This is a genomic window from Prevotella sp. TCVGH (assembly GCF_023522295.1).
Taxonomy (GTDB): domain Bacteria; phylum Bacteroidota; class Bacteroidia; order Bacteroidales; family Bacteroidaceae; genus Prevotella; species Prevotella timonensis.
The window spans coordinates 1-1029 of sequence record NZ_QFFX01000148.1 but is presented as its reverse complement, the minus strand read 5'-3'; the positions used below and the strand labels follow the sequence as shown (position 1 = coordinate 1029).

2 protein-coding genes are annotated in these 1029 nt (G+C 42.1%); both read left to right on the top strand.

The features are described 5' to 3' along the window. The first annotated feature begins 51 nt into the window (after positions 1-51). A complete protein-coding gene (locus tag DEM91_RS12540) occupies positions 52-321 on the top strand; it encodes a helix-turn-helix domain-containing protein (RefSeq protein WP_004355433.1) in 270 nt (89 codons plus the stop codon). Between the two features lie 3 nt (positions 322-324). Continuing rightward, the gene (locus DEM91_RS12535; RefSeq protein WP_249859127.1) at positions 325-636 is read left to right on the top strand and encodes a helix-turn-helix domain-containing protein; all 312 of its coding nucleotides are present in this window, start codon (positions 325-327) and stop codon (positions 634-636) included. The last annotated feature ends 393 nt before the right edge of the window (positions 637-1029 follow it).

Below are 1029 nucleotides of genomic sequence, written 5' to 3'. Positions count from 1 at the left end.
AACAGTTTGTTTGCCGAGTAACAATAAAGTAATCAAAACAAAATCAAGGCAATGAAACTCATTATCATCGACCGCAAAGCGTGGGAGCGGCACTGCTCCGAATTTGCAGACTTTATCCACAGTATTGAACAGCTTATCGGCAATCCGCCCGAAACGGACGAATGGCTCGACAATGAAGCCGTGTGCAAGCGTTTGGGCATCAGCAAGCGTACCCTGCAATCATACAGAGATACGGGAAAAATCCCTTTCTCAATGATTGGGCACAAGTGTTATTACAAGGAGAGCGACATCACGGAGTTACTGAACGCAAACAATGAATGAATTATGTCGGAGAATGAAATCATTACGCAGGAAGACCCACAGATGCAGTTGTTTTCGCAACTGATGGAAGGAATATTGAAGAAATTGGAGCGGTATTGTTCCACAGCCCGTCCGATGTTAGGCGGAGAGGTTTACCTCACTGGCGAGGAGGTTTGTAGCCAATTACGGCTCAGTACACGCACGCTCCAAGAGTACAGAAACTTAGGAACGCTCCCTTTCTACAAAATCGGAGGGAAGATACTATACAAGCAGAGCGACATACAGACAATGCTTGAAAGGCATTATAATCCAATACCGCAGACAGGTAAGTTATGAGTTAAGTTAAGACATCAGTCGCGACTTAAGTCAAATGATCAGTTATAACTTTGGTCAAGAAATTAGTTTCGACCTAAGTCAAAATTAACTTTAGTCAAAAACATGTCAGCTCATAAAGTCAGTAAGTCAAGAAATTAGTCTAAACTTATCTCTTGACTTACTTCTTGAACTTTGAACTCTCGTCTATTAAAAGCACCCCAGAAAGGTTACTTTATGGAACATAACAAACGGTCTCTTTCTTTATACTGGCAAGGTGTGTCTTTGTCCGACAAACTCCGTTTTTGCCGACAAAGACCCTTGCCCCAAAGGGGAATTAAATTACTCCAAAGTCGTAATTACAAAAAGGAAAGATAATGAATGACAAGATTGAACGATGGGACAGATGGGACACCC